Source organism: Allobosea eneae, assembly GCF_042657265.1.
Classification (GTDB): Bacteria; Pseudomonadota; Alphaproteobacteria; order Rhizobiales; family Beijerinckiaceae; genus Allobosea; species Allobosea eneae.
The window spans coordinates 38,908-59,242 of sequence record NZ_JBHSLW010000029.1 but is presented as its reverse complement, the minus strand read 5'-3'; the positions used below and the strand labels follow the sequence as shown (position 1 = coordinate 59,242).

Sequence of the window (20,335 nt, the reverse complement as noted above, 5' to 3'; positions counted from 1 at the left end):
GCTTTCGTCTTGCGAGCGCGGCCGTCGCTGCGGCGCTGCTGCTGGCCTTCCCGGCCGCGGCCCAGAACAATCAGTGCTCGATGATGTGCAACGGCATGTATAACGACTGCTACAGGGCCTGTGCCGGATCGAATGACGGCCTCTCGCCCTTTGGAGCGGCGCCCGGCAGCGGTCCCGGCCGGTCCGGTGGCGGCTATGGCGCCATCGCGATCTCCGACAGCGACAAGGGCTCCCTGCGATGGGGAACATCCTATGATTACGAATCTCGCGGGCGCGCGGAAGCCGCGGCGATGCGAAACTGCATCGCCGGAGGGCTTCCGGGCTGCCGGGTACGGCTCTGGTTCTCCAACGCCTGCGCCGCCCTCGTGACCGCGGGCAACGGCCGTTGGTGGACATATTGGCGCGGTTCGCTCGCGGCCGCCCGCCGTGCGGCCCTGGCGGAGTGCGAGCAGGACGACAAGGGCCGGTGCACCGTGAAGGAGGCGTTCTGCTCGTCCTGAAGCACGTTCCAGGTCAAGGCGGCACAAGCGCCCGCGATGAGCGGGCGAACGCGGTTCGATGGCAGCGAGAACAGCGCCGAGCGGAAAATGGAGGTCCAGTCCGAAGCAGGCGGCCGGGAGGGCTCACTGAACCCCGATATCCTTTGCGACCTGCTCGACGAGCGCGCGTTGGCCCGGTGGCAACGCGTCCTTGAGCCCGGCATAGCGCTTGCTCAGCTCAGCGAAGAGCGCATCGTCCGGCTTCATGCCCGTGAGAGCGAGCGCAATCCAAAGAGCGGCGTTCGGCAGATCCTTGGGGAGCCCGGCGCGCCCCGTCTCACAGAGCCACCCGATGACCCCGCGGGACCGCGGGTGCATGACGGCTGCGCCCCCGTCCGCCATGACGAGAAGGCGGTCATAGGGCCCGTCGAGTCCCCGGGCGCTGCTCACGGCATAGGCCATGTTCGCATCGACGAGCGGCGCACGCCGCTCGCCGATCGCCTTGTACGCGGCGATCAAGCCGGGCCAATCGCCCGCGGCCAGCGCATCGGTAAACGCCTTGATCAGGAGAGCGGCCGGCATCGGATTGAGGTTGCGGCGCTTGTAGAGGTCTTCGACCGCGGCCGACTGGCCGGCCTGGATGGCGGCGGTCTCGAGGAGACGCGCGGCGCCTCGCTCATCGATCCCGGCTGCGGTGAGGAGGTTCGGCCGGCGCAGCAATTCGACCACCGCGTCCACGAGACCCAGTTCGGCCGCCGTGCGCAGGTGAAAGGCGGCCGCAGCCGCGTCGCCGGGGTCGGTGCCCGCGGTCGCGAGGATGAAGCCCAGGGCGAAGGAGGCGTAGGCGAGGGGCCGGTTCGGCTCCGGGGGTGTCGCCTTGGAGAGGCCCGTGAGAAGGGCGCGGGCCGTCGGCGTCTGGCCGGCCCGGAAGGCGCGTAAGGCGCGCGTCAGCACGAGGCCGTGGCGAAGCGCGCGCGAGAGGCGCAACTGCCCCTCGGCGAAGGGCAGCGGCGAGAGCGTATCGAGCAGCGGCTCCACCTCGGCTGGGTCCAGCGGAGCATAGGCCGCGCGCACGCGCGCCACCGCACCGCTGGGCTCGGTGAGGAAGGCTGCGACTGCGCGCTCCGCTTCGCTCTTGAACCGGGCATCGGACGCCACCCGCTGCGCTTCCTCCCCGCGCCGGTGGCTCTCGGCCTCCTGTCGCGCGGCTGCTGCCTTTCGGCCCTCTTCCGCCGCCAGGCGCGCGCGCTCTTCGGCCTGCCGGCGCTGCCCGGCCTCGGCCGCGCATGGACCGCGTTCGGCGTTCTCCGGCCGCCGGCAATCGGCCGGCCGCAACTGTTCGAAGGCGAACCAGCCGCAGGCGAGGAGCGCGAGACCCAGGACGGCCAGGACAGGCCCGCGCCACCGGGGTTTCGGCGGCAGGGATGCGCTTTGCTGTTGCTCCTCCGCCTCCGGTTGCGGGGGTGGGTTCGTTTCCGCCTGGAGCCGGGGCGCCGCGCCGCAGACCGGGCAAGCTTCGTGGGCATTGGCATCATAGGGATGGCCATCGAGGCAGCGGAGCATACGCCGGCTCATCGTCTCTGGCGTCCCTTCGTGCGTGACAGGAGGTCGAGGGCGTCGGCGGCCCGGAGAGTGCCGCCTTGGGCAAGGCCCCAGACGATCGAGCGAATCTGCTCGGGGAATCCCTTTGCGGTGAGGCCGTCGGAGAGGCGGTCGAGCTGCGGCGGCGGGTTGGGGGATGGCGGCGGCCCGGCTGTGCTGCCCGGGCGTCCGGCTTCGCGGGCCCGGGTGATGAGTGTCAGCCATTCGATGCCCTGGGCGGCCGTCATCGCGCCCTCGTCCACCATCGGCTTTATCAGTGCGACATGGCCGGGCTGCGCGGGTATCGCAGCCGCCCGCGCCTCGAATTCCCCGGGAATCGGTGCGATGCCGGCGCGGCGCAAGCGCGCCTCCCGCTCCGCCGGGCTCCACCAGCCGAGCGAGGCCCGCCGGACGAACGCTTCGGCCACGCCCGGGGGCACGCCCGCCGCCGAAAGACGCGGACGCAGTTCGGGCGCGAGGGCGTCGGGCGCGCCCGGCGGCGCGCCGGCCGCCTGCGTGGAATCGGCCTCAATCAAACCGATCCAACGGGTCAGCGCCGGCTGGTCGATGCTACCCGCGACATAGCCGTCGAGCAGATCCGTCAAAAGTGACCCTGCGGCGCCTTCGTTGCCAGGCACACCGGCGGGCTTGTCGGCGAGGCGCCTGCCATAGAGAACGGCGAGATAGCCGCGCAGCGCCGTGCGGGCGGCGGCGCTCGACGGGTCGCAGATCGGCGCCCTGCAGGGTGCGTCGTCCAACCGCGCCCTGAACCAGCGCTGCTGTGCTTCGTCGAGCGGTACCGCTTTGAGCTGCTCGCCATCGAGACGCACGAGGCCGATAAAGACGAAGGGCTGCTGCGGGCCGATCCGGATGGGCGGCGCTCCCACGGCAGGGCCGCCGGAAGACAGAAAGCTCGACACGGCACAAGAGCTCTCCGCCAAGCTAGGACCCTGGCCGCCCCCCGCCGGGACTGCATTCAGGTATTTCGCATAGACCGCCAGGGAATCGCCCGGGCGAAGCGTTCGACCGATCCAGGTCGAGGCTAACTCGCGCGTGCCCCGCAGCGGGCTGAAGTCCAGGCTCTCGCCCGGGTCTATCTCGTCCGGGCCGCGCAGGATGGGCCCGTAACCTGGCGAGTCGTCCGCGGGTATCACGGGTTCGGGCTTGCCGAGCTCCCGCACCTGCTGATGCGAGACACCGACGACGATCACCGCATCCGAACAGCTGTAACGCAACTGAACGACCGCCGTCCGCCGCGCCGCAAGCGCCGCGTTCTCCCGAGCGAGCTGAGCGATGCGTGCCTTCAGCGCCACGCTGTCCTCCGCCCTCAGGCGCTCGACCTCCGCCCTGAGCGCCGCCGCCTCCGCCTCGAACCGCCGCGTCTGCGCCTCGGCATCGGCGAGCGCCGTCTGGAGGCGCTTTCGCTCGTCCTCGACCCGGTGCAGCTGGGAGCTCGCCTGATCGAGCCGTGTCTGGAGCCGCGACACGTCGCGCTGGCTCTGGGCGAGGCTGGCTACGGCCGCGTCGATCTGCTGCTGGAGACGATCGAGATCCTCCCTGGTGTAATCACCGGATTTCAACTTCCGGCTGGAAGCCTCGAGCTGCGTGCGGACGCCGTCGAGAGAGGCCCGGACGATTGCGGCGATCTGTTCGGAGGTGAAGTCGGGAATGTAATATTTCATCCCGAAGACCATGAGGATGAGGAAGGCTCCCATCGCCTTCGTCATCACGGCCATCAAGGCGACCTCGCTGGTTTCGGCTTGCCGCCTTCGCCTCCTCATCGCGGCTGCCTCGCCGGCCCTGTCCTCATCGCGCGACCACGCTCTCGTGGTCCACATAGACGCGGTTGATCAGGTTCTTGAGACAGTATTGCCCGGCGGCATTGAGCGCGAGCTCCTCCTGTTCCTGAACGGCATGCTGCACGAAGGCCATCATCGCGCTGGCGATCAGCGCGACGAGCGTGGTGTAGAACGACACCGAGAGGCCGCCGACCACCTTGCCGAGATCCATATTGGCAGGGTCGATGAGGTGCAGCGCGAGCGACAGGCCGATGACGGTGCCGAGGAAGCCGATCGTCGGGATGAGCCACGCCATGTAGCGCAGCATCTGGTAGCGCAGGTCGACCTGGTCGCTCATTAGGTTCAGCGAGCTGGTGAGCACGTTGATCGCCTGATCGACCGAGCGGCTCGCCTGGAGCTGAAGGATCGTCAGGTCGATCAGGGCCGGAAGAAAGCCGCTTTCGGCATCGTGCAGTTCGGCAACGCGGCGGCGGATCGGCCCGAGTTCGTGCAGTTCGAGGAGAGAATTGGGGTCTTCCGGCAACAAGCCGGCCTGAAGGAAGGCGCGCTCGCGTCGTGCGGCGCGCCAGCGTCGGTAGAGTTCACCCATCGCCCAGGCGAGAGCGAGGTAGATGAGGTTTTGGATGGTGAAGGGATAGGGAAAGACGCTGTAGCGCTGCCGGTCGAGAAGAAGAGCGGCCGTGGGGGAATCCGGGACGGTCATCAGGGTGGTCACGAGGATGGCGACGGCCGCGATCCCCAGCGCGGTCAGCCGGACGCGCCAGGCCGCCGGCACCGTCGGCCATGGATGCGGCCCGCCCTGCGCGAGAGCCAACACGGTGCCTTCCCCTGCGGTCGCTGAAGTGTCCGTCATGGCGAATACGTTGCAATATTGGAAATGTGGGACAATCTGACCGATGGTCGGCCGGGAGTCGAGACGAATGGGACTTTGGTCGCGAGACCTACGCGCTCTTTCCGGCGTCACGGAGTCGGGCAATACTCCGGCGATGAAGTTTCTGATCGTCGATGACCATCCCGTTTTGCGCGAGGGCATCGCGGCCCTGCTCCGGCGGGCCGGACCCGAGGTGGCGATGCTCGAAGCCGGAACGGTGCCTGAGGCCCTGCGTCTGGCCGAAGCGAACGACGATCTCGACGTGGTCATTCTCGACATGGTCCTGCCCGGCATGGACGGGCTCAGCGCGATCGGCGAGTTCGGCCGCGTGCGACCGGAAGTGCCGGTGATCGTCCTGTCCTCTTCGGAGAAGGCGGAAGACGCTCGCCGCGCCCTAGCCAGTGGTGCCCTCGGCTATGTCCCGAAATCGGCGAGCCACAACACGCTGCTCGCAGCGATCAGCCTCGTGATGGATGGCGAGGTCTATGTGCCGCCCCTCATCCTCGCCGAGGTGACGGGAACGGCGCTCCCTCAGAAGGTGCCGCCGAGCCCGGCGGACGTCACCGCCTCTGCGCTCACCGCGCGTCAGGTCGAGGTGTTGCGCCGCCTGAGCTCCGGGCAGCCGAACAAGATCATCGCCTACGAACTCGATCTCTCGGAGAAGACCGTGAAGGCGCACGTCACCGCCATCTTCAAGGTGCTGGGCGCCATCAACCGCACCCAGGCGGCTGCGGCGGCGCGTGCGGCGGGCCTTATCTGAGGCGGTCTCATTCGCCCGAGGATGCGCGCGCGCCCACCATGAGATTGCGCATCGCGGCGCGCAGTTTCCCGTTCGGCACAGGTTTGTGGAGGAGTACGAGGCCACTCGTCCGGGCCTCGATCAGCCTGTCGGGCGCGGTGTCGCCGGTGATGATCAACGCCGGGATCGTCTCGTTGAATTCCGAGCGAAGGCGCTCGATCACCTCGGTTCCCGTCTCGCCGTCCCGCAGGCGATAATCGGAGACGATCAGATCCGGCCGCGTCGGGTGCGATGCGAGCCGCGCGACCGCTTCGTCACCGGAACCCGCTGCGATGACGTCGTGGCCCCAGCCCGCGAGCAGGCGCTCCATCGCCTCGCGGATGGACGCCTCGTCGTCGATCACGACGATCAGGCTTCTCTCCGCGAGCGCCCCCGGCGCCGCCGCGACGGAATCCTCCGCCAGGGCAGCCTCGTCGGAGAGTGCCATCTTAACCTCGAAGCATGAGCCTCGGCCGATGCGGGAGCGCAGCGCGATGGGCATATCGAGGATCGCGCAGGTCCGCCGCACGATCGCCAATCCGAGGCCCAAGCCCTTGGTGCGGTCGCGCTCGACATTTCCGATCTGAACGTATTCCTGGAAAATGCGCTCGTGGTCGCCCGCGGCGATGCCGGGACCCGTGTCGAAGACCTGGATCGCGAGGCGGCCGCCGCGTCGACGGCACGCGACGAGCACGCCGCCCCGGTCCGAATAGCGGACCGCGTTGGAGACGAGGTTGCGCACCACGCGTTCGAGCAGAAACGGGTCCGTCCAGGCCACCTCGTCGCAGGAGCGGCAGCGCAGCCGCAGCCCTTTGGCCTCCGCCTCGGGACGGAGGTCGCGGCAGATGCGGGCGAGGTAGGGGCCGACCCGGAAGGCTCGCGGCGCGACCTCGACCACGCCGGCATCGAGCCGCGAGATGTCGAGGATGGCGTTGAACAGGCCGTCCATGGCAGCGGCGGACGCCTCGATCCGCTCGACGAGGAGACGAGCCTCGCCGGGCAGGTCCAGGCGAAGCAGCGCTCCCGCGAACAGACCGAGCGCATGCACCGGTTGGCGCAGGTCATGGCTTGCCGCAGCCAGAAAGCTCGATTTGGCACGATTTGCTGCATCGGCTGTATCCCGTTCCCGCCGCAGGTCCTCCGCCAGCGCCTCGCTCCGCAGCCGCAAGCCGACGATCTCGATGAAGGCGCGGTGGCTGCGGACGCCGAGGCCGCCCATGACCACGACATAGATCAGCATCAGGAACGCGCTCGCCCGCTCGACGAGCGCCGGGGCGAAAAAATTCGCGGCCACATAGGGCAAGGTCGCGGGCAGGAACAATGCGAGGAAGGCAGGCAGCCACGGGCCGAAGGCGGGAATCGCGCCGGCCGTCACCCCGAGCGTGACGGCGAGAGGAAGGAAGCGTATGTCGAAGGGAGCGTCAGGCGTCAGGCCCACGGGGGCGAAGCCCCAGGCGATTCCTTCCAGCCCCGCAACGACGGTGAAGGCGAGTGGCCATGTCGATGCGGCCCTGACAACGCAATCGGCGCGCCGGTAGCCAAGGGCGAGGAGCGTATGCGCGACGGCGCATGTCAGGACACAGGCGGCCCAGATGGAGGCGGTGCGGGGATCGGATGCGCCGAGCGCGACCAGGAACACCGCGAGGATCAGCGCGGCGAGGCCGGCACCGGCCACACCCGGGATCACCATTCGGAAGACCTCATCGATCTGCTCGCGCCGCAGTGCGGCCTCGTCGGCCTCCCTGACCGTCGGCGCGATCGTCGTCGCGGTGAGGCGTCCGGTGACGCGATGCTCTCTCATCGGAAAGTCGCACCGCCGAGACTGGGCGATCGCACATGCCCCCCGACAGCGGCTCGTCCTTCTTCGGGTGATGGCGACCCTTCGAGGTGAAGTCGCTTCCGATTTGGGCCTCGCCGGTCCGATGGCGACCGCACTCTCCGTCCTCGCCGATCGCCTTCGATCCGGCTCATCGGTGCGGCGCTATTGCGGCGGCAGGACATCGAGGACCGTCGACGCATCCGGGCGCCGCGACAGGCGGCTGACCCCGGCGCCGGCCTCGGCCTTCCCCGCCTGCAAGGCCCGGCGGTAGAATCTGAGCGCGGAATCGGGGTCGGCTTTGCCGCGCAATCCCTTCTCGTAGATCCGCCCGAGGGCCAGCAGCGCATCCGACTGGTCCTGCTCGGCGGCGCGCTCGTACCAGCGCACAGCCTCGGCCAGGGAACGCTCATAGCCGATGCCCTTCTCCAGCATCTCCCCCTTCCAGGCCATGGCGGTGGCGTCGCCCTGCGCCACGTCCAGCTCGACGAGGCGCCGGCCCTCGGGGATATTTTTCCTGATCCCGATGCCGTTGAGGTTGTAGTAGGCCAGCAGCCGGATCGACTCCCGGTCGCCTTCCTTCACGAGCGCTTCGAGCAATGCCAAGCCGGCGGCCTTGTCGAGGCCGCGCGCCTTGCCGGCGATGGCCATCCGCGCGCAGTGATAGCGGCCGAGCGTCGTCGTCATCTGGCAGAAGATCCCGGCCGCCGCCGTCTCGTCCTGCGCGACGCCGAACCCGTCCTGCAGTGCCATCCCCTGCTGGAAGAGTGCATCGGTGCTCCCCAATTCGGCGCCCTTGCGGAAATGGGCATAGGCCGCTGCGGGGTCGCGGAGCTCGCTCGGGCCGTATCTCATCAGCCAGCCGATCCGCGCATGGGCTTCGGCGTTTCCCGCGTCCGCCGCCTTGCGGTACCATCGCAGAGCATCGGCATAGTCCTGGCTCCCGTCGAGGCCTGCGGCGCAGATATAGCCCATGTTGAAATATGCGACGGGCGAGCCGTGCTCGGCCGCCTGCTTGGTCAGCCGCACGCCTTCCGCGATGTCCTTCTCGACATTCGTCCCGGTGATGAGCAGGTTCCCGAGCTCGGCGATCGCCGTGAGGTGGCCGGCGGCCGCGGCCTTCCTGACGAGGCGTACCGCGACCGCCTTGTCCTTCTCCGCGGCATACCCGGCGAAAATCGCGGCAGCGCAGTTGTAATTCGCTCTCGCGGTGTCGAGGCCGCAAAACAGCGCCGCCGCCGCCGCCCGGTCGCGCGTGGGCGCCTCGTCGTTGTAGAGGCGGATCGCGAGGCTCTCCTGCGCCGACGGATCGCCCTTTTCCGCGCCGAGCCGGTAGAGCCGCAGCGCCTCGGCCGGGTCCGGTCTGCCGTCGAGCCCCGCAACTGCGATATCTCCCATGCGCTGGTAGGCGGCGGCATAGCCCGCGGCAGCGGACTTGCCGTACCACTCGAAGGCCGCTCGCGGATCCTTCGGGCCGCCGACCCCGCGGATCGCCAGCGCGCCGAGGTCGAAAAGGGCGGCCGAATGGCCCTGCTCCGCCGCCAGGCGCAAGAGCTTCACCGCATCGTCGACGTCGTTCGCCCCGGCCGGCGCGTTGAGGAGGTGTTCGGCCAGGGCGACGCGCGCGTCGGCGTTTCCCTGGTCGGACAGCCGCCGCAGCATGACGACGCCATCGGACGCCGTCTTCCCGGGGACGGCGCCTTGAAGCAGCAGCTTGCCGCATTGCAGGTCGCCGGAAGCGCGCCCGAGACTGCAGTACAGTGCGGCAGCCGCCGCGATGTCCTTCGCAACGCCGCGCCCCTTGAGCAGCGCGTTTGCGTAGAGCAACGTCGCGTTGCGATCGTTGAGTTCCGTGCCGCGCCGGTAGTGCTCGGCTGCCTCCTTCAGGCCCTCCGCACCGCGTCCTTCGTTCTCCAGGATCCAGCCGAGGTCCCTGAAGGAGGGCGGATAGTTCGCCCGGACCGCCCGCTCGATCCAGCTTCGGCCCTCCGCGCGCGATTTCAGCTCGAAGAACAGGAGGTAGCCGAGTTCGCCCTGCGCCGCGACATGGCCCTTCTCTGCCGCCTTCCGCAGCCAGACGGCCGCCTCCTGACGCGTCCCCGTGTCGTCACGCAGGAGCGTCCCGAGCATGTACTGGGCCAGCATGTCGTCCTGCTCGGCGAGGGGTTTCGCCAGCCACAGCGCTGCCCCGCGGTCGCCGCGTCCGAAAGCTGCGACCAGATCGTCGCGAGGGCTGGCCGCCGCTGGGACGGCGAGGCCGAGCAGCACGAGAAGGAGGACTACGTGGCGCATGGGATCTCGCCCGGTCGCGGTTCCGGCAGCCCGCTCATCGTGAGCCCCACGAACCGGACGCACATCTCGCTCTCCTTCATCCCGTGGCCGACGGCGAAGCTGGCCATCACGCCAACAGCAAAGGCTTCACGGTGATGAGCCTTCGTTCTCCCTTAATGTGACGGCTCCCGCTCTCTTTGTGTAGCGGCCGAACGTCCCGTCTGCTCGGCCTCCATGGACATTGGTCTTAGGACCGTTGAGCGCAAGGAACTTCCATCATATCCGATACATGCCCGCGCTCGTCGTCCAAGCGCTCCTCGCGCGCAACCTCGGCGTCTGCGCGCGAGGAGCGGATGAACGACCAGCGCCGACGTGAAGGAGGCGCCCCGCTCGTCAGCAGGCCGGGCGGCGCAACTCGGCGCAAGGCCCGGCAATTCCGTCAAGCCCGGCACGCAAGCAGGATCGACGCCGTGCGATCCGCACATCACTGCCAACAGGAGCGTTCGATGCGACGTCGTTGCGCCTATGTCTTGCTCGTGGCTTCGACCTTGTTCGTTCCGGCCTTGCCTGCCGGCGCCGAGCCCCGCGCGCCGCTAGCCGCCGGCGGCTGCTGGATGGTGCTGCCCAAGGGCGAGAAGCCCGAACGCGGCAATGCGGCCGAAGTCTTGTGCCTCCGCCGGGACGGCTATGGCCGTGTCCGCGAAAGCTCCTTCTACGGCGATGTCGCCGGCTGCGGCCGGGTGACCTACCGCACGAGCAACGGCCCGACCCTGGTCGAGATCGACTTCAGCGCCTGCACCAACGGCGCGCCGAACCACAGCCTGCTTTGCGCGAGCGGCTCCGGGCGCAACCCTGTGCCCTGTCTCCAGAGGGTGCCCGGCGACGACGAGCCGGTGGAGATGGAGCTTTATCCGCTGGAAGGACCAGGCTCGTGAGACTCGCTCCCCGTCTCGCCGCCGTGCTCGGCCCGCTGCTCCTGCAGCCTGTCCCGGTGCACGCTTCCGATTGCCCGGAGGGCAGGGCCCGGCCGCTTCCGGTGAAGGCCCCGATCGAACACCGGTTCGGGCACCGCCTGCATCCCGTCATCGGCATGGCGGTCTTCCAGCCGAACATGGTCTTCCGCACTCTCAGCGGCCAGGCCGTGGTGACGGTGCGAGGCGGCCGGGTCGAGCCCGTCGAAGCCACGCGGATCGGCCGCTTCGTCCGGGTCCGGCAGCGCGACGGGAGCGAGCTGCGTTACGGTCCGCTGTCGCAGCTCCGCGTCCGTGCCGGACGCTGCGTCGCGGCCGGCGCGAGACTGGGCCGCACGACCTCGTCGCCCTTCACGCTCGCCCTGCGGCGAAACGAGCGATGGATCGATCCTGCGCCCTTGATGGGAGAGGCCCGGTGACCTCCCGCGTCGGCGGAATTGCCAGCCAAGAGGAGGCAATGCACGGCAAGCCGGCGCAATGGCGCGGCGGGCCCGATCCGGAGCAGAAAGTCTCGATCCGCAGTTCGAGGGACCTCATGCAAACACGCCGCTTCCTGTTGTCCCTGCTGAGCCTGCCGCTGCTGTCCTCGGTTGCCGCGGCGGAGGCGACGTGCGGTCCGCGTGGCGGCGCACTGATCGTCCGGCCGCGCCGGCCGGCGCAGCCGCTCTCGGCGCAGCTCGATGCGCTCGGCCCGCTGGTCCATGACGCGACGCTCGGGCTCGCCTTGCAGCGAGCCTGGAGCTGCTTCACGCCGGAGGAGGCCGTGCGAATGCGCTCGGCACTTGCCTGGGCGCGGGACGCGGTATCCCGGCCTGGCTTCGGCGAGATCAGGCCGGCGGTGCTGAACACGGCCCGGAGGCGGGGCAAGGAAGCGGCCGCGCGGCTGGTGGCGAAGGGCGCCGGCAGCGAGGAGGCACGCGTCATGCAGGCCTCGTTGCGCTATGTTTTCGCGAGGGAAGAGTTCGGGGGGACGAGCGCCCGTCGGATCTGTGACGGCGATCGCTCGATCAGGGGGAATTCACGATGACAGGACAGACGGTCGCCGAAGGCGGCGGGACCTTCAGGGATGCTTTCGACGGTTCGCTCGAGCGGCCCACCAAGCCGTTGAAAATCGCGATGTTCCTCGCCCTCGGCGCCTTCGCCGCCGTCGCGGCGATCTACCTCATGTTCGCGTTCGTGCCGCAAAACGGGCTCCCGGCGATCCACGAATGGTGGGCCGGGCTCGGAACACGGTCCTTGCGGGGCGAATCCGCTGCCTTCTCTTCGATCGTGATGGGCGCGGTCGCGACGATTGTCGTCGCCTTATTCGCAGCCTTCACGCTGACGGAGGCCATTGCGGATCTGCGCAAGGAAAGGCCGTTGCGGCGCCTCGGCCGGGAGCTCGTCGTCATTCGCGAGCTGACGCAAGACGGCGTCGGCTATCGGGAGGGCGACATCAAGACCGTGCACGTGCCCTGGGCGCAGGTGCAGGAGCTGCGCTCGATGGATCTGCCGGCCTTCGAGGGCAAGCTCTTCTTCGTCATCGAGCTGAAGAGCCCGATCCACGAACGCGGTCGTCTCGTCTTCTGGGACGGGCAGGATCGTCACAACAGCATCGCCGGTCGTCTCCGCGAACGCCTGGCGACGTACCGCGCCGCGCAAGCCGCCGCCGGCTGAAGAGAAGGAGGGGACCGATGCGGAAGTTGAATGCCTTTCCCTGTTTCGTGCTGTGCGGCCCCTTCCAAGGTTACGGCCCGGCACTGCCTGCCTTCGGTCGCTTCGAGCGGATCGAGTGGCCGATGTATTCCCGGGGAGATTTCACGCGGCCGCTCCGCTTCACCGGAATGCTGGACCTCGATGGACCACACGCGCTGGCATATCTCCACGATTCCGAATGGGCCGTGGTCCAGATCGATCGGGACGATCCTTGCGACTGGGTTAAGCGCGAGGACGGGACGGTCGAGCCCGGTCTGGTCTGTTTTGCCTCCGGTTTCGTGCTGTTCCGCGGTCCGCGCCGGACCGCGCTCAACATATTCACCGCTTACAAGAGCGGCATGCCCTTGAAGACGCCCCTGTCGGCGTTCCAGGATCGCACCGGCGTCGCCTCCGCCGGCGATTTCGGCGTGGCGATCGCGGGCGATGAAGGCTTCGCGCGCGCTGGCTTCTGCGGCGTCGCCCAGGCAGGAATGGCGGAGCGGCGCGGGAGTTCTGATATTTTCGCAGAGGTCGACTGGTCCGGATACTGGGCCTTTGGCGTGGCTCTGGCCGGCGTGCGTGGTAATGCGTCCGCCGGCAGGGAAGGGATTGCCGTGGTTGAGAGTGGCGGCCATGCGCGGGCGGCACATAGCGGTGTGGCGATCGCCCGCCGACATCCCCGCAAAATCGGCATCGCTCGTGGCCACTTCGGCAAATTCAGCGTCGTCGAGGCCGGCGGCAGCGGCATCGCCATCTCGCAGGCGAGTGAAGGGTCCGTGACCGTTGAGGCCCAAGGCGTCGCCGTGGCGACCGAGAGCACGCGCTGGCTGGCGGTCGGCCGTGGCGGGATCGGCGTGGCGCAGGGGGATGTGGAGCAGCTGGACATCGCCGACGATGCGCTCGTCGTCGCGGCGGGATTGGAAAGCGCGATCCGTTTCCGTCTGGGCCGTCGAGCGACGCTGATCATGCGTCACCGGCGGACAGAGGGCGTTGTCAGAGTGTTCACGACCTGCGGCGGAAACCTTGAGCCCAAGGTCTATAGCTATTGGGACGACGAGCTCCACGAGGAGTCCACCGACCGACTCGGTTCCGTCGATATCGAGCCGTGGGAGTCTGAGAAAGACGACGCGGTGTCTCTTTCCAAGTCTCCCGCCCCGGCTTTTCCCTCGGGCTTGCCGTGGTGGGTCGCCGCCCGGAACCACGATCCGGAGGCCGAAATCCTGCAAGAGCCGATACGAGAGGGAGAGATCGTCGTTCTGTGCGGCAATATTCCAGCAGCGGAGCTGGCGGCGGGGCGTAAGGACGGGAAATTGTGGCTCGGCGCCCTCATGGGCCAGGGCGATCTGCCGCTGAGCGATGGGGCACAATGCTGTCTGGTCAGGGTTGAGGGCGAGCATGCGCTCGGGCAGGGACGCGGCGAAATGGTCGGCTTCCGACAGGGGACGGCACTCTATCGCGGCACCCTGCGTGGCGCGGTCGCCTCGCTCCGCGCCGTTGGCGCCGACAAGGTGCTCGACGGCCATATCGCGCTGGCCGGGCCTGGCGGCGTCGCGCGTGTCGCGTCGCGGATGGACCCCGTGCCGCTGCCGCCTCCGCATCCCGCCGACATCGAGGAGCGCTATTACGGGACCCCGTCCAACCTTCTGCGCGGCGACCGCACCATCGGCCGCTATCCCTCCCTCGCCGTGGCCGGAGACGAGGGTTTCGCCATCTGCGACGGCGAGGCCCATGCCGGGGATCGCGGCGTGGCCTGTGCGCGCGGCCTGGGCGTCGCGCGAGCCGGGGCCAATGGCCTCGCCCTCTGCGAGAACGGCCGCGCGATCGCCGGCGAGTCCGGGATCGCCTTGAGTGTTCCTCTGACCTACCCCGGTGAACTTGACCACGGTGGACAGGCTGTCGCGGGCGAGCATGGCATCGCGATTGCGGAGTGGAACGGTACGACCGCGATAGCCGGCGAGAGCGGCATCGCCATCGCCAGGGGACCATCGGGGGGCCAGGCTCGGGCGGGGGACTTGGGTGTCGCCATCGGCGCGGGGGGCGAGCAGGTCGCGGTCCATGGTGGCGGGCATGCGGTCGTCGTCGCAAAGCGGGGGCGGGTCAGCGGCTTTGACGGCGCGTTGCTCGTCGCCTGGGACGAAGCGACGAAGCGCTGGGTTCACGGCTTGGTCGGGCGGGACGGCATCGAGCCCGGTGTCGCCTATGTCGCCCGCAACGGCCGCTTCGAGCCCTGGACGAGCCCGGTGCTTGTGGAATTCCGCCACAAGCACCGACGAAGGCCGCGCTGAGCGCCGGCATCCATCGGCAAGGCCGGGCAAGTCGGTGCAATACCGCGGCCGCCGGGTCGCGGCTATCCCTTCGTCCATCGGATCGCCCCGATGGAACGGAGACTGAGCCATGAAGAAACACCTCGCCCTCGCCGCCTTCGTCCTGCTCGCCGCGACCGGCGCGCAGGCCCAGCAGAGCCAGCAGAAGGTCGCCGTCAAGAACCGCGACATGATCGTCGCCATCACCAGCGGGCAGCTGGAGGACAAAATCGTCGGCAAGCCCGAAATCTTCCAGCGGAGCAACATCGCCTACGCCATCGGCATGACGCGCAGCCTGCACCGGGCCTGCACCATCCTCTCGGCCGAGGACGGCGCGCGGCTGGAACGGCTCGAGCGGGCCTACCGGACGAGGAAGGCAAGCAACGAGATCGACGCGGCGATGCAGGCCATGGTGCTGGGCGAACTCGACAACGGCGCCTCCGACACGGCCGCCCTGCTCGGCCGCTACGACTGCGCGGCGCTGGAGCGCGCCAAGCTGACCGGCCCGCTGCTCGCCTTCTGGAACAAATATCTCACCCGGCTCGCCGGGTGAGCCGCCGACACCGCAAGAGGAGGTTCCCATGCTCTCTCGCATTCGCATCGTCGCCGCGGCCTCGGTCGCGGCGCTGGCCACGCTCCTGGTATTGGCGGCCTCGGCGCAGACCGTGCCCTCGCCGCGCCTCGAAGCCCAGCGCCAGGCCAATGCGCAGTTCGAGACGTTTCGGGCCCGCTGCGGCAAGGACTATGTCGTCGCCGCCGACGTCTCGCCGCCGCCGAGGGGCGGCTTCACCACGACCCTGGGGACGCCTGTGCCCGGAGCGTCCTCCGGCCATACGCTCTATATCGCCTATGCCGATGTCCGCCTCGACGGGCGCGAGATCACGACCGATATCGACCGCCGCAACGGGATCGCCTGGCGCGGAACGCTGGCCTACAGCGCCGCCGCCCTGCGCCAGATCTCGGTCGGCCAGGACGGGACCAGAGGCGCCTGGAGCCCGTGGCAGCCCGCAGGGCCGATCTACACGGTGACGCTGGAGCTCAAGGACGGGAGCTGGTCGAGCCGCGGGCAGGAGATGTCGCTTCTGGGCGCGCTGGGGCGCTACGCCAAGCTGAGGCGTCCGGCCTGCGCCGAGATTCCGGCAGGCTGATCCGGCGATGGCGGCGGCACCCGCACCGCGATGATCGGCCAGGTCCACTTTTCGGTGGGGCTGACCATAAGATAATCTCGAAACCCGGGCGCGCGGCGGTGATGTCTCGCCCGTTGCACGACGAATGCGGGGTATGACATGGACGAACCAAGCGTCGCCTTCAGTGTCGAGGGCAAAACCTTTCGCAGCCCGATCGGCGTGTTTTCCATCTTCGGCATCTGCGCTCTCGCGGGCGCCATTCTCTGCCTGTTGCAACTCGTGACCAGGCCTTTGACGCCGTCGAACGCCGTCCCGCTGCTCTTCGGCGGCGTCGGAGGACTGATCGGGCTCGCGGCCGGCCTCGGCTTTACCGCCATGCATCTCAACGCATGGTGGGCCGGGCGTGATCCGGATGCCACCGCAAGGCGGATCACGCCTCTCGTCGTCACGGCCGGCGGGATCTTCATCGACCCCTATCCCTATGCCGGTCCCGGACCTCTGGGAGCGCGCCGCCGCCGCTTCGTGCCCTGGCGGGACGTCGCCGCGATCGGGCCGGTCAAGGAAACGGGCCTGTTTCCCGTGACGGTGGCGGAGAAGGACGGGGTTCAGAAGACCGTCTACGAAATCCCCGAAGAGGCGCGCAGCGAGGCCGGTGCGACGCCGTACGCCACGCTCCTCGCCGCTCGGCAGCGCTATCTGGCCGGGCTTTCATCCGCGGCCCGGGCCGCGACGGGGACGTTCCTCGTTCCGGTCGTAAGGGCGGCGCCGCCGATCTGGCGCGTGCTCGGTGGCGGCGTGCTGCTCGCGGGCGCGGCCGTCTTCGCTCTCCTGCTGACCGCGACAGCCGCGGCGACGAAGAGCGCCAATCTCGACCTCAAGGCCTTTCTCACGCTGCTGGGCTGGAGCGGGATCATCGCGTTCTTCGCCTTTGCGATCGTCGCCGCCGCTTTCGGGGCTTGGCGCGCCCGAGGCCAACACATCACCTGGCCGGTCGCGACGATCGAGGCGGACGGCTTCACCGCTACCGCCCTGCCGAATGCGGCAGGTGACCTCTTCGGCGATCTCGAAGGCCGCAGTCGCCGCGTCGCCTGGCCGGAGGTTCGAAGCATAGAGCCGCCGCTCCCCGGCGAAAACGACTTTACCGTCGACATCGGCGAGCGCCACCCACTGCGTTTGCCGGCCGCTGCGAAGGCCGAAGACGGGCGGACGCTTTACCCGGCGCTCGCCGGAGCATGGCAGGCCTGGCGCATGCCAGCTGAACCCGGAAGCCAGCCGGAGCCGACCTAAACCAAGCCAACCGGGTCGCCCGGCGTCTCGGGCGGCCATTTGAGGTCGAAGAGTAGGAACATTGCCGTCTGGACGGCAGTCGGGAAATCCCGAACCGATCCGCCGGCCGCCGGGCAAGGCAATTCGCCGATGGCGGGATCGTCGCGCGAGCGCAGCAGGGCTAGACAGCCGAGCACAAGCGTATGCGTCGGCAGCGCCACGCCGAGTTCGTAAAGGAGAGTCGCGTTGGCACGCTCGCGCGCCTGCTCGATCAGTTCGCGCAGCACCGGCGTCGGTGTCCAAACCTGATCGACCAGCCCTCGCCGCAACTTCGGATCGCTCCAGTCGAGTTGAGGAGCCAGCGTCAACAGAAGCGGACCGGGTGACATGCTTGGTCCAGCTGTTGCCCTCGTCCGAGCAAAATTAGCCCAGTCCAGGCCGACCACGGGGAACAGACGCTCTGGAAGTCGAGAGCTGGTTTCCCCCCGCCAGGCATCCGGAAGTCGGCCGAAGGCAACCATATGCAGCGCGCCGAGGAGAAGCTGCGAGGGGCTCCGACGATGCTCCTGACAGGCCTCGCGAAACCGATCGGAACGTTCCGCGCGCTCATGGAGCGCCCCGAACGAAGCCGGCGCCTCGGGCCAATCCTCGCCGCGCAGAGCAGCCTGCAAGCCCGACGATCGCCAATCGAGAACGGAGGCGAGCGCGATGATGTCCGGCCCGAGGGGTGGATCGTATGGCTCCGGTGGGTAAAGGTCCGGCGCCGGCATGCCCGTCGGCCTCGGTTGCCGAAGGCGTTGGACGATGGGATGCAACCTGTCGAGCCAATCACTCCAAACGCTCATCGCCGCCTCCTTGAGCGGCCAGCATGCCGTGCCGGTGCCGGCCCAGGCAATTGATGCCGATTGCATCGCATTGCGATCGGCATCCTGCCGTGCGCGATCGATCATGACCCTGTGCGCTATGGCCTTCGGATCGGCTCCGGCTGCTGTGAGTGGACGGCGCTCTGTTCTCTGATTGCCGTCGGGCCTTGCTCGGAACCGGGCTCGATGATCGTGACGCTGACGCAGACCAACAGGAAGACCAGGATGATATTGGCGCCGCCGATCACCGATGCGAACCGCCTCGCACCCCGCGCCCGAACGATGCCGATTGCCGCAATTCCACAAAGAAGCGCCATGGACGTGAACTGGCCGGTTATCATCCATCCGCGGATTTCCGTGCCGGCCGCATGATGGTCGATCATGAAAGGGCCCGAGAGGATCATAAGACCCCAGGGTATGATCATGAACGACAGTGCGCCCAAACGACGGCGGACTTCGGACCCACTCGGAAAGGAGCGGACGACGAGCACAGCAATCACAACGGATACCGATGCGACCAACGCGAGAAGCAGGATCAAATTGAGCATCGGAAGCTCTCTCCTTGCTGTCCTCGGCGCGCCGGCCGGCCCCAGTTTCACGAAAGAATTTAGTGCATCGAAAGGTAGTGCGGAATTGCTCGGCATTGCGCCGGAATCCAGTCGCCGCGCCGCTGTCACGACGGATCTGTTGCTCAAGCAGATTCACTCCAACGGGCTCGTTTAGCACGAAGGCGCGCCCAGCGGCTGCGTGAGCCCTGCCGCCAGGCGCCTCTTCAAAGGTCGGTCTGTTCAGAGAGAATCAAGGCGTCGTCGACCTCGATGCCGAGGTATCTGACCGTGCTCTCCAACTTCGAATGGCCGAGCAGGAGCTGGCATGCTCGCAAGTTGCCGGTCCGCTTATAGATCAGCGCGACTTTGGTCCGTCTCAGGCTATGGGTCCCATACAGAGCGGGGTCGAGCCCGATCAGCGAAACCCAGTCGTCGAGCAGGCGCCCATATTGGCGGGTGGTGACGTGATCGCCTTTATGGCTCCGGCTAGGAAAGAGCCAGTCAGCATCGCCGGATGGTCGACGCCTGAGCCAAGCGGTCAAGGCCTCCCGCGTCGGGTCGGTCAGCTCGAAGGGCACTGGCCGACCTGTCTTCTGCTGGATGATCGAGGTCCGCAGTCTGACCGTGCCGCCCAGCACGACATCGCTGATCCGCAATCGAACGAGATCGCAGCCTCGCAACTTGCTGTCGATCGCCAGATTGAACATGGCGAGGTCTCGTACGCGCTGATCATGCTGCAGTCGCGTTCGGATCGCCCAAATATGGCGAGGTTTCAGCGGCGGCTTGGGCCCGATAAGGCGACCCGCGTTCCAGGCGGGACGCTCGTCACGTTGCTGATGTTCGATCGGCATAGCGTGTCCTCCTTTGGAGGCCGCATCCGGATTGATATTATCACGAATGATGTTGAGCTGCGCTGCGCCACTTCCTGACATTGGCTGCCGCCCCATTAGCGGACGTAAGGATCATGGCCGATATCGCACGGCATTGAGCAGTGTCTGCCGTCAGCGCTCTTGAGACCATTTAGGGGTTTTCGGGAAGGGAGGATTTCTGGATCATCGCAGCCATTCAGGAGCGCAGATGAGACAGAAATCCGGGCCGGAGAAAGCACCGGCAGAGCAGGTCGTGAAGGACATCCGCCGAGCGACGCGGCGGCAGTTCTCGGCCGAAGAGAAGATCCGCATCGTGCTGGAAGGCGTACGCGGCGAGGAGAGCATCGCCGAGCTGTGCCGGCGCGAGGGGATCGCTTCGTCGATGTATTACGGCTGGTCGAAGGAGTTCCTCGACGCCGGCAAGCGCCGGCTCGCCGGCGACACGGCGCGTGCGGCGACCTCCGACGAGGTGAAGGAACTGCGTCGGGAGGCGCAGGCGCTGAAGGAGGCCGTGGCCGATCTGACCCTGGAAAACCGCCTGCTTAAAAAAAGCATGCTCGCGGATGGGGAAGACGACACATGAGATACCCCGCATCCGAGAAGGCCGAGATCATTCGCTTGGTCGAGGGATCGCATCTGCCGGCGCGGCGCACCCTGGACAAGCTCGGCATCCCGCGCGCCACGTTCTATCGCTGGTACGATCGCTTTCTCACCGGCGGGATCGAGGCGCTGGCCGATCATCGCTCGCGGCCGGATCGTGTCTGGAACCGGATTCCCGACCCGATCCGGGCCGAGATCGTCGAGCTGGCGCTGCGCGAAACGGATTTCAGCCCGCGCGAGCTGGCAGTGCGCTTCACCGACGAGAAGAGTTACTTCGTCTCGGAGGCATCGGTCTATCGGCTCCTGAAAGCGCATGATCTGATCACCAGCCCGGCCTACATCGTCATCAAGGCGGCGTCCGAGTTCAAGGACAAGACGACGGCGCCCAACCAGCTCTGGCAGACCGACTTCACCTATCTGAAGATCACCGGATGGGGCTGGTACTATCTCTCGACCGTGCTGGACGACTTCTCCCGCTTCATCGTCGCCTGGAAGCTCTGCGCCACGATGCGGGCCGAC

At 67.9% G+C, this 20,335-nt stretch carries 18 protein-coding genes and 1 pseudogene; 11 read left to right on the top strand and 8 right to left on the bottom strand.

The annotated features are described in order from the left end of the window. A partial coding sequence (locus ACFPOB_RS18260) for a DUF4189 domain-containing protein (protein WP_377799795.1) occupies nt 1–500 on the top strand: 500 nt, incomplete at its 5' end. A gap of 123 nt (nt 501–623) precedes the next feature. On the opposite strand, the gene ACFPOB_RS18255 is transcribed toward ACFPOB_RS18260, so the two are convergent. From ACFPOB_RS18255 to ACFPOB_RS18245, 3 genes are all read right to left on the bottom strand, one after another. After that, nucleotides 624–2,042 (bottom strand): hypothetical protein, encoded by a 1,419-nt coding sequence (locus ACFPOB_RS18255; RefSeq protein WP_067989384.1) that lies wholly within the window; start codon nt 2,040–2,042, stop codon nt 624–626. 8 nt (nt 2,043–2,050) lie between these two features. Beyond that, nucleotides 2,051–3,796: a hypothetical protein gene (locus ACFPOB_RS18250; protein ID WP_377799794.1), complete on the bottom strand. Its 1,746-nt coding sequence runs from the start codon at nt 3,794–3,796 to the stop codon at nt 2,051–2,053. A gap of 70 nt (nt 3,797–3,866) precedes the next feature. Then, the gene (locus ACFPOB_RS18245) at nt 3,867–4,892 is read right to left on the bottom strand and encodes a MotA/TolQ/ExbB proton channel family protein (protein ID WP_377799793.1); all 1,026 of its coding nucleotides are present in this window, start codon (nt 4,890–4,892) and stop codon (nt 3,867–3,869) included. On the opposite strand from ACFPOB_RS18245, the gene ACFPOB_RS18240 reads away from it, so the two are divergent. Continuing rightward, nucleotides 4,846–5,490, top strand: coding sequence for a response regulator (locus tag ACFPOB_RS18240; RefSeq protein ID WP_067989386.1), 645 nt, complete (start codon nt 4,846–4,848; stop codon nt 5,488–5,490). The two genes, ACFPOB_RS18245 and ACFPOB_RS18240, sit on opposite strands and share 47 nt — an antisense overlap. A 7-nt stretch (nt 5,491–5,497) precedes the next feature. Here ACFPOB_RS18240 and ACFPOB_RS18235 read toward each other — a convergent pair whose 3' ends face one another. Then, entirely contained in the window at nt 5,498–7,198 is a 1,701-nt protein-coding gene (locus ACFPOB_RS18235) for an ATP-binding response regulator (RefSeq protein ID WP_377799792.1), read from the bottom strand. A gap of 291 nt (nt 7,199–7,489) precedes the next feature. After that, the gene (locus ACFPOB_RS18230; RefSeq protein WP_067989389.1) at nt 7,490–9,616 is read right to left on the bottom strand and encodes a tetratricopeptide repeat protein; all 2,127 of its coding nucleotides are present in this window, start codon (nt 9,614–9,616) and stop codon (nt 7,490–7,492) included. Between the two features lie 485 nt (nt 9,617–10,101). Between ACFPOB_RS18230 and ACFPOB_RS18225 the strand changes: the two genes are divergently transcribed. From ACFPOB_RS18225 to ACFPOB_RS18190, 8 genes are all read left to right on the top strand, one after another. After that, on the top strand, nt 10,102–10,530 hold the full coding sequence (locus ACFPOB_RS18225) for a hypothetical protein (RefSeq protein WP_067989390.1): 429 nt from the start codon (nt 10,102–10,104) through the stop codon (nt 10,528–10,530). Then, nucleotides 10,527–10,985 carry a M23 family metallopeptidase gene (locus tag ACFPOB_RS18220; RefSeq protein ID WP_067989391.1) on the top strand — a complete coding sequence of 153 codons (459 nt, stop codon included), beginning with the start codon at nt 10,527–10,529 and terminating at the stop codon, nt 10,983–10,985. Before ACFPOB_RS18225 ends, ACFPOB_RS18220 begins: the two co-directional genes overlap by 4 nt. Beyond that, nucleotides 10,982–11,593, top strand: coding sequence for a hypothetical protein (locus tag ACFPOB_RS18215; protein WP_156450830.1), 612 nt, complete (start codon nt 10,982–10,984; stop codon nt 11,591–11,593). The genes ACFPOB_RS18220 and ACFPOB_RS18215 overlap by 4 nt, the downstream gene beginning before the upstream one ends. Continuing rightward, nucleotides 11,590–12,222, top strand: a complete 633-nt coding sequence (locus tag ACFPOB_RS18210) for a hypothetical protein (protein WP_067989393.1) — start codon at nt 11,590–11,592, stop codon at nt 12,220–12,222. The genes ACFPOB_RS18215 and ACFPOB_RS18210 overlap by 4 nt, the downstream gene beginning before the upstream one ends. Nucleotides 12,223–12,239: 17 nt before the next feature. Continuing rightward, nucleotides 12,240–14,525: a hypothetical protein gene (locus ACFPOB_RS18205; protein ID WP_067989394.1), complete on the top strand. Its 2,286-nt coding sequence runs from the start codon at nt 12,240–12,242 to the stop codon at nt 14,523–14,525. 109 nt (nt 14,526–14,634) lie between these two features. Continuing rightward, nucleotides 14,635–15,096, top strand: a complete 462-nt coding sequence (locus ACFPOB_RS18200) for a hypothetical protein (protein WP_067989395.1) — start codon at nt 14,635–14,637, stop codon at nt 15,094–15,096. Between the two features lie 28 nt (nt 15,097–15,124). After that, nucleotides 15,125–15,691 carry a hypothetical protein gene (locus tag ACFPOB_RS18195; protein WP_067989396.1) on the top strand — a complete coding sequence of 189 codons (567 nt, stop codon included), beginning with the start codon at nt 15,125–15,127 and terminating at the stop codon, nt 15,689–15,691. 138 nt (nt 15,692–15,829) lie between these two features. After that, nucleotides 15,830–16,957, top strand: a complete 1,128-nt coding sequence (locus ACFPOB_RS18190; RefSeq protein ID WP_067989397.1) for a hypothetical protein — start codon at nt 15,830–15,832, stop codon at nt 16,955–16,957. On the opposite strand, the gene ACFPOB_RS18185 is transcribed toward ACFPOB_RS18190, so the two are convergent. The 3 genes from ACFPOB_RS18185 to ACFPOB_RS18175 form a co-directional block, all read right to left on the bottom strand. Further along, the gene (locus ACFPOB_RS18185) at nt 16,954–17,886 is read right to left on the bottom strand and encodes a hypothetical protein (protein ID WP_156450831.1); all 933 of its coding nucleotides are present in this window, start codon (nt 17,884–17,886) and stop codon (nt 16,954–16,956) included. The two genes, ACFPOB_RS18190 and ACFPOB_RS18185, sit on opposite strands and share 4 nt — an antisense overlap. A gap of 11 nt (nt 17,887–17,897) precedes the next feature. After that, on the bottom strand, nt 17,898–18,347 hold the full coding sequence (locus ACFPOB_RS18180; RefSeq protein ID WP_067989399.1) for a hypothetical protein: 450 nt from the start codon (nt 18,345–18,347) through the stop codon (nt 17,898–17,900). Between the two features lie 224 nt (nt 18,348–18,571). Continuing rightward, nucleotides 18,572–19,198: a tyrosine-type recombinase/integrase gene (locus tag ACFPOB_RS18175; RefSeq protein ID WP_067989400.1), complete on the bottom strand. Its 627-nt coding sequence runs from the start codon at nt 19,196–19,198 to the stop codon at nt 18,572–18,574. Nucleotides 19,199–19,424: 226 nt separating this feature from the next. Here ACFPOB_RS18175 and ACFPOB_RS18170 point away from each other — a divergent pair. Then, nucleotides 19,425–20,335: pseudogene (locus ACFPOB_RS18170) on the top strand (transposase); the annotation flags it as partial.